The sequence below is a fragment of the Streptomyces recifensis genome (assembly GCF_002154615.1).
Taxonomy (GTDB): Bacteria; Actinomycetota; Actinomycetes; order Streptomycetales; family Streptomycetaceae; genus Streptomyces; species Streptomyces griseoluteus.
Map to the genome: position 1 here is coordinate 1 of NZ_MUNH01000153.1, position 7,207 is coordinate 7,207.

The window sequence follows — 7,207 nt, forward strand, 5'->3', positions numbered from 1 at the left end:
CCCGCAGCGCCTCCGCCAGCTCCCGCTCCGCCTCTCCGAGGGAGGGCACATCGGCCGGCGGCGCCTCCCGCACCGGGAGCACGTGCCACACCACCTCCACGTGCACATCGCCCGCCGGACCCGCCTCGGTGACCTCCGGCACCAGCCCGAAGGCGGCCCCCGTGCACACCACCGCCTCCCCGGCGGCCAGCGCGCGCGTATTGAAGTCCGGCGGACCGCTCAGCCCCAGCGGATGCCCCGGCGCGGGCAGCGCCACCCGCAGTCCGGTCACCCCGAGCGCCCGCAGCCGGCCCAGCGCCAACGTGAGACCCACCACCCCGTTCTCACCCGGCAGCCCGGCCACCCGGTGCACCGCGTCGTCACCGACAGCGGCCAGTACGGCGTCATCCGGCGAGACAAGTCCGGCCAATAGGGCATTTCCCCAAGCGGCGAGGCGTCCTGAACGCGGTTCCGTGAGCATGCCCCCACCCTAAGGACCGGACCGATGGAATGGAGCGGGGCACTCGTGGCGTAGATTTCATATGGGCTGCGCCCATCGGCGCGGCGGACCGAGCCACAGGCGTACGCGACAGCCGAGACCGGCCACAACGCAAGGGGAGACAACGCGCTCATGAGCGATGTTCTGGAGCTTCAGGACGTATCCGTGGTCCGTGAGGGCCGGGCTCTGGTGGACCAGGTCTCCTGGTCGGTCAAGGAGGGCGAGCGCTGGGTCATCCTCGGCCCCAACGGCGCCGGCAAGACCACCCTCCTGAACGTCGCGTCCAGCTACCTCTTCCCCACCAAGGGCACCGCCACCATCCTCGGCGACACCCTCGGCAAGGTCGACGTCTTCGACCTGCGCCCCCGCATCGGCATGGCCGGCATCGCCATGGCGGAGAAGCTCTCCAAGCGCCAGACCGTCCTCCAGACCGTCCTCACCGCCGCCTACGGCATGACCGCCGGCTGGCAGGAGGAGTACGAGGACGTCGACGAGCAGCGCGCCCGCGCCTTCCTCGACCGCCTCGGCATGAGCGACTTCCTCGACCGCCGCTTCGGCACCCTCTCCGAGGGCGAGCGCAAGCGCACCCTGATCGCCCGCGCCCTGATGACCGACCCCGAGCTCCTCCTCCTGGACGAGCCCGCCGCCGGACTGGACCTCGGCGGCCGCGAGGACCTCGTCCGCCGCCTCGGCCGGCTCGCCCGCGACCCCATCGCGCCCTCCATGATCATGGTCACCCACCATGTCGAGGAGATCGCCCCCGGCTTCACCCACGTCCTCATGATCCGCCAGGGCAAGGTGCTCGCCGCCGGACCCATCGAGCTGGAACTGACCTCCCGCAACCTCTCCCACTGCTTCGGCCTCCCGCTCGTCGTCGAGCAGGCCGGCGAGCGCTGGACCGCGCGCGGTCTCCCGCTGGGCTGACCCGCCCCTTTCGGCCACCACCGGTCCGTCCGCACCCTGTCGGCGGCCGGGCCCCCGGACCTACCATGACCGGGTGAACGCCATAGACGCATGGGTGTGGTGGCTCGTCGTCGCCGTGGCCCTCGGAATCCCACTCGTCGTCACCGCCATGCCCGAGTTCGGCATGCTCGCGGTCGGAGCCGTGGTCGCCGCGGGCGCGGCCGGACTCGGCTTCGGCATCGTCGTCCAGGTCCTCGCCTTCGTGATCGTCTCGGTCGCGCTCATCGCGGTGGTCCGCCCCATCGCGGCCCGCCACAGCAGCCGCCGCCCCCATCTGCCCACCGGCATCGACGCGTTGAAGGGCAGACAGGCCGTCGTCCTCGAACGGGTCGACGGCACCGGCGGACGCGTCAAGCTCGCCGGGGAGGTCTGGTCGGCCCGCGCCCTCGACACCGCCCGCGCCTACGACGTCGGCCAGGAGGTGGACGTCGTCGACATCGACGGAGCCACCGCGCTCGTCATCTGACCTCGTACGACTCAACTGAACCGAACAGCAGACGACTTGCCGGACGGTCTGTCAGACTCGACCGGCAAGATCTTTCACAGGCCACGACATCCGCCGCGCGCACCGAAGCGGAGAGGGGATACGGGGAACACGATGGAACCGGTCATCATCGTCCTGGTCATTCTGGTGGTGTTGGTCTTCATCGCCCTGATCAAGACCATCCAGGTCATCCCACAGGCCAGCGCCGCCATCGTCGAGCGCTTCGGCCGCTACACGCGCACCCTGAACGCGGGCCTGAACATCGTCGTCCCGTTCATCGACACCATCCGCAACCGCATCGACCTGCGCGAACAGGTCGTACCGTTCCCGCCCCAGCCGGTGATCACCCAGGACAACCTGGTGGTCAACATCGACACGGTCATCTACTACCAGGTCACCGACGCCCGCGCCGCCACCTACGAGGTCGCCAGCTACATCCAGGCGATCGAGCAGCTCACCGTCACCACGCTGCGCAACATCATCGGCGGCATGGACCTGGAGCGGACCCTGACCTCCCGCGAGGAGATCAACGCGGCCCTGCGCGGCGTCCTCGACGAGGCCACCGGCAAGTGGGGCATCCGCGTCAACCGCGTCGAGCTGAAGGCCATCGAGCCCCCCACCTCCATCCAGGACTCGATGGAGAAGCAGATGCGCGCCGACCGCGACAAGCGCGCCGCCATCCTCACCGCCGAGGGCACCCGGCAGGCCGCCATCCTCACCGCAGAGGGCGAGAAGCAGTCCCAGATCCTGCGCGCCGAGGGTGAGGCCAAGGCCGCCGCACTCCGCGCCGAGGGCGAGGCCCAGGCCGTACGCACCGTCTTCGAGGCCATCCACGCGGGCGACCCGGACCAGAAGCTCCTCTCCTACCAGTACCTCCAGATGCTCCCGAAGATCGCCGAGGGCGACGCCAACAAGCTCTGGATCGTCCCCAGCGAGATCGGCGACGCCCTCAAGGGCCTCTCCGGAGCCATGGGCAACTTCGGCAACTTCGGCGGGGGCGGCGGCTCGGTGCCCCAGCAGAACAAGGGCACGGCCACCGGCACCGACCGCCGCGAGCGGCCGACCATCGACTGAGCCCACCCCGTCACGACAAGGGGCCCGCTCTCCCGAGGAGGGAAAGCGGGCCCCACTGTCGTCCACGGGCCTACGCGGCCGCGGGCGGCGCCAGCCACTCGGGCAGCGCCGCGAAGTCGTCCGACCCCAGCGCCAGCAGCATCGCGTCCGCCGGAGTCGGCTCGAACGGCTGCCGCAGCAACGGCATCCCCGCCTGCTGCGGTGTCCGGTCCGCCTTGCGATGGTTGTCCTCCGCGCAGGACGCCACTGTGTTCAGCCAGGAGTCCGCACCCCCCTGCGCCCGCGGTATCACGTGGTCCACCGTGGTCGCCGCACGCCCGCAGTACGCGCAGCGGTGCCGGTCCCGCACCAGCACACCCCGCCGAGACCAAGGCGCTTGTCTTCGGAACGGCACCCTTACGTATCTGCACAGCCGGATCACCCTCGGCGCCGGCATGTCCACCGCCGTGCCGCGCATCCGCAGCCCGGTGTGCGCCTGCTCCACCACCGCCTTGTCCTGGAGCACCAGCACCACGGCGCGGTTCACCGTCACCGTGGACAGCGGCTCGAAACTCGCGTTCAGGACCAACGTGCCACGCATCCCGCCCACCTCCCGTGCGCCTGTCCGCACGCCCGGCGGACCTGGATCAACTCTGGACGGACGCATCGAGATGGACAACGAAATAAAAAGCGCCCGCCCCTGATCAATTCCAAGACCAGGGGCGGGCAAACACCGAAGGGGCACTCAGCCCCGCGCGGGAATCTCGTACTCCCCGATGAGCTGGGCGCGAGCCAGTGCGTGGAAGCGCAGGTTGAAGCCCACGACCGCCGGAGTGGCGTCCGGGCCGACACTCAGCTTGTCCTCGTCCACCGCGTACACCGTGAACACGTAACGGTGCGGACCGTCGTCCGGCGGCGGGGCGGCGCCGACGAAGCCCGGCTCGCCGTAGTCGTTGCGCACCTGGACGGCGCCCTCGGGCAGCCCGCCGAAGTCGCCGCTGCCCGCGCCCGCAGGCAGCCGGGTCACCGAGGCCGGGATGTCGAAGACCACCCAGTGCCAGAAACCGCTGCCGGTCGGCGCGTCCGGGTCGAAGCAGGTCACGGCGAAGCTCTTGGTCTCCGCCGGGAAGCCGGACCAGCTCAGCTCCGGAGAGGTGTTCCCCTCCGACTGCACCTGGGCGTCCTTCAGCGTCGCGCCCTCGGTGATGTCCTCACTCGTCACCGTGAACGACGGCACGGGCGGATGGAAGTCATGGGGGAGCGGCCGCCGCTTGTGCTCGGTCACGTCGATACCTCCTGCTGATCGTTCCGTTCGTGACTTCCGAGCCTAGGGCCTTTCCTAGAACCAGTTCCGCTTGCTTCCGACCTCGGACAGCCACTGGTTGAGGTAACCGGCCCAGTCGGTGGCGTGGAAGTCGTGCAGGCCCACCTGGAAGGAGCGGAAGGTGTCCGAGCCCTCGCTGAACAGACCCGGCTTCTTGTCCATCTCCAGCACGACGTCCATCGCGTTCTCGTCGGCCACGAAGCTGACCTCGACCTGGTTCAGACCCCGGTACTGCGACGGCGGGTAGAACTCGATCTCCTGGTAGAAGGGGAGCCGCTGCCGGGTGCCCCGGATGTGGCCGCGCTCCATGTCGGCGTTCTTGAAGCGGAAGCCGAGCTGGATGAAGGCATCCAGCAGCGCCTTCTGCGCGGGCAGCGGGTGCACCCGGATCGGGTCCAGGTCGGAGGAGTCCACCGCGCGGGCGATCTGCAGCTCGGTCGTCACCCCGATGTGCATCCCGCGCAGCTCCTGGCCGTCGATCACCGTGACGGGGGTCTCCCACGGGATCTCCAGCCCGAACGGCACCGCGTGCACCGCCCCGGCCTGCAGCTCGAAGGCACCGCCGAGCCGAACGTGGGAGAACTCGACGTCCTGCTTGTACTCCTGGTCGCCGCTCTCCACCTCGACCCGCGCCTGGAGACCCACGGACAGGCCCTCGATGTTCTGGTTGACCGAGCCGCCCTGAATCCGGACCTCGCCCTGCACGACGCCACCGGGCACCACGTTGACCTCGGTCAGCACCGTCTCGACGGACGCGCCCCCGGCCCCCAGGCTCGCGAGCAGCTTCTTGAACGCCATTGACTCTCCCTTTACGTATGGACCCTCGACCCGTACAAACGCGAGCCGGCCGCGACCGGTTCCGCCGGGACCGCGACGCGGCTGCATTACCCTCGGAGGACATGATCACGCTCCCGGACCGTACGCCACTGCCACGGGACTTCTTCGACCGTCCCGTACTGGAGGTCGCCCCCGACCTCCTCGGCCGCCTCGTCGTCCGCACGACCCCCGACGGTCCGATAGCCCTCCGCCTCACGGAGGTGGAGGCGTACGACGGTCCGAACGACCCCGGCTCGCACGCCTACCGCGGCCGCACCCCCCGCAACGAAGTGATGTTCGGGCCGCCCGGCCATGTGTACGTCTACTTCACCTACGGCATGTGGCACTGCATGAACCTCGTCTGCGGCCCCGAGGGCACCGCGAGCGGTGTGCTGCTCCGCGCCGGCGAGATCGTCGAGGGCGCCGAGCTCACCCGCGAGCGCCGGCTTTCGGCCCGCAACGACAAGGAACTGGCCAAGGGCCCGGCCCGGCTGGCGACCGCCCTGGACGTCGACCGCTCCCTCGACGGCACCGACGCCTGCACCACGGGAGACACCCCGATCCGGGTCCTCACCGGCACGCCCGTCCCGCCCGACCAGGTACGCAGCGGCCCGCGGACCGGAGTGGCCGGTGACGGGGGTGTCCATCCCTGGCGCTTCTGGGTCGCGGACGATCCCACCGTGAGCCCCTACCGGGCCCATGTCCCGCGACGCAGGTCACGTTGACTCGCCCTGGGAAGGTGCGTAAGGTAGCCCGAGTCGCTTGAACCGGGTACGGCAATCGCCTGCAGCCGGAAGCGGCCACCCACTACCTACGACTTCCCCTGGCGGGGATGATTTCGGCGTGCCCGCACGTCCGAATTCGACTCCGCGAGACTCGATTATGAGTAACAGCGGAGATCGGCTAACGTAGTGAATGTCGAAAGGCCGGACGGCGAAAGTCGAAAAGCCCAGGACAATCCCACTCCGACTGGGAATCAGACGCCGAAAGGATCTGATAGAGTCGGAAACACCGAAGGGAAGCCCGGAGGAAAGCCCGAGAGGGTGAGTACAAAGGAAGCGACCGTTCCTTGAGAACTCAACAGCGTGCCAAAAATCAACGCCAGATTTAGTTGATACCCCGTCTCCAGCATCTGCTGGGACGAGGTTCCTTTGAAAAAACACAGCGAGGACGCTGTGAACCATCGGACTATTCCTCCGATGGTTCCGCTCTCGTGTGTGTGCACCGGATTACCGGTAAACATTCACGGAGAGTTTGATCCTGGCTCAGGACGAACGCTGGCGGCGTGCTTAACACATGCAAGTCGAACGATGAACCACTTCGGTGGGGATTAGTGGCGAACGGGTGAGTAACACGTGGGCAATCTGCCCTTCACTCTGGGACAAGCCCTGGAAACGGGGTCTAATACCGGATAACACTGCGGATCGCATGGTCTGCGGTTAAAAGCTCCGGCGGTGAAGGATGAGCCCGCGGCCTATCAGCTTGTTGGTGAGGTAATGGCTCACCAAGGCGACGACGGGTAGCCGGCCTGAGAGGGCGACCGGCCACACTGGGACTGAGACACGGCCCAGACTCCTACGGGAGGCAGCAGTGGGGAATATTGCACAATGGGCGAAAGCCTGATGCAGCGACGCCGCGTGAGGGATGACGGCCTTCGGGTTGTAAACCTCTTTCAGCAGGGAAGAAGCGAAAGTGACGGTACCTGCAGAAGAAGCGCCGGCTAACTACGTGCCAGCAGCCGCGGTAATACGTAGGGCGCAAGCGTTGTCCGGAATTATTGGGCGTAAAGAGCTCGTAGGCGGCTTGTCACGTCGATTGTGAAAGCCCGAGGCTTAACCTCGGGTCTGCAGTCGATACGGGCTAGCTAGAGTGTGGTAGGGGAGATCGGAATTCCTGGTGTAGCGGTGAAATGCGCAGATATCAGGAGGAACACCGGTGGCGAAGGCGGATCTCTGGGCCATTACTGACGCTGAGGAGCGAAAGCGTGGGGAGCGAACAGGATTAGATACCCTGGTAGTCCACGCCGTAAACGGTGGGCACTAGGTGTTGGCGACATTCCACGTCGTCGGTGCCGCAGCTAACGCATTAA

Annotated in this window: 7 protein-coding genes, 1 rRNA gene and 1 pseudogene; 5 read left to right on the forward strand and 4 right to left on the reverse strand. The window is 67.7% G+C overall.

The window, feature by feature from the left end:
* Nucleotides 1-460: pseudogene (locus tag CCN33_RS09870) on the reverse strand (hypothetical protein); the annotation flags it as partial.
* Nucleotides 461-610: 150 nt separating this feature from the next.
* Here CCN33_RS09870 and CCN33_RS09875 point away from each other — a divergent pair.
* The 3 genes from CCN33_RS09875 to CCN33_RS09885 all read left to right on the forward strand — a co-directional run bounded on the left by CCN33_RS09875 (nt 611) and on the right by CCN33_RS09885 (nt 2,999).
* A complete protein-coding gene (locus tag CCN33_RS09875) occupies nt 611-1,402 on the forward strand; it encodes an ABC transporter ATP-binding protein (RefSeq protein ID WP_086693277.1) in 792 nt (263 codons plus the stop codon).
* Between the two features lie 73 nt (nt 1,403-1,475).
* Complete coding sequence (locus CCN33_RS09880) at nt 1,476-1,907, forward strand: NfeD family protein (RefSeq protein ID WP_086693278.1); 432 nt, start codon at nt 1,476-1,478, stop codon at nt 1,905-1,907.
* A 132-nt stretch (nt 1,908-2,039) separates the two neighbouring features.
* Nucleotides 2,040-2,999 (forward strand): SPFH domain-containing protein, encoded by a 960-nt coding sequence (locus tag CCN33_RS09885; RefSeq protein WP_086693279.1) that lies wholly within the window; start codon nt 2,040-2,042, stop codon nt 2,997-2,999.
* Between the two features lie 70 nt (nt 3,000-3,069).
* Here CCN33_RS09885 and CCN33_RS09890 read toward each other — a convergent pair whose 3' ends face one another.
* The 3 genes from CCN33_RS09890 to CCN33_RS09900 form a co-directional block, all read right to left on the reverse strand.
* Nucleotides 3,070-3,579, reverse strand: a complete 510-nt coding sequence (locus tag CCN33_RS09890) for an HNH endonuclease (RefSeq protein ID WP_086693280.1) — start codon at nt 3,577-3,579, stop codon at nt 3,070-3,072.
* Nucleotides 3,580-3,723: 144 nt separating this feature from the next.
* Complete coding sequence (locus CCN33_RS09895) at nt 3,724-4,263, reverse strand: YbhB/YbcL family Raf kinase inhibitor-like protein (RefSeq protein ID WP_086693281.1); 540 nt, start codon at nt 4,261-4,263, stop codon at nt 3,724-3,726.
* Between the two features lie 54 nt (nt 4,264-4,317).
* Complete coding sequence (locus CCN33_RS09900; RefSeq protein WP_086693282.1) at nt 4,318-5,100, reverse strand: sporulation protein; 783 nt, start codon at nt 5,098-5,100, stop codon at nt 4,318-4,320.
* 101 nt (nt 5,101-5,201) lie between these two features.
* Here CCN33_RS09900 and CCN33_RS09905 point away from each other — a divergent pair, with 101 nt between their 5' ends.
* Together CCN33_RS09905 and CCN33_RS09915 are read left to right on the forward strand one after the other, a co-directional pair.
* Nucleotides 5,202-5,843 (forward strand): DNA-3-methyladenine glycosylase, encoded by a 642-nt coding sequence (locus CCN33_RS09905; protein ID WP_086693283.1) that lies wholly within the window; start codon nt 5,202-5,204, stop codon nt 5,841-5,843.
* Nucleotides 5,844-6,360: 517 nt separating this feature from the next.
* Nucleotides 6,361-7,207, forward strand: a 16S ribosomal RNA gene (locus tag CCN33_RS09915); the annotation flags it as partial.

What these genes read in the sequence shown, in the direction of transcription:
- CCN33_RS09875 (WP_086693277.1), top strand. Translation starts at nt 611, where the DNA reads ATGAGCGATGTTCTGGAGCTTCAGGACGTATCCGTGGTCCGTGAGGGC.
- CCN33_RS09885 (WP_086693279.1), top strand. Translation starts at nt 2,040, where the DNA reads ATGGAACCGGTCATCATCGTCCTGGTCATTCTGGTGGTGTTGGTCTTC.
- CCN33_RS09890 (WP_086693280.1), bottom strand. Translation starts at nt 3,579, where the DNA reads ATGCGTGGCACGTTGGTCCTGAACGCGAGTTTCGAGCCGCTGTCCACG.
- CCN33_RS09900 (WP_086693282.1), bottom strand. Translation starts at nt 5,100, where the DNA reads ATGGCGTTCAAGAAGCTGCTCGCGAGCCTGGGGGCCGGGGGCGCGTCC.
- CCN33_RS09905 (WP_086693283.1), top strand. Translation starts at nt 5,202, where the DNA reads ATGATCACGCTCCCGGACCGTACGCCACTGCCACGGGACTTCTTCGAC.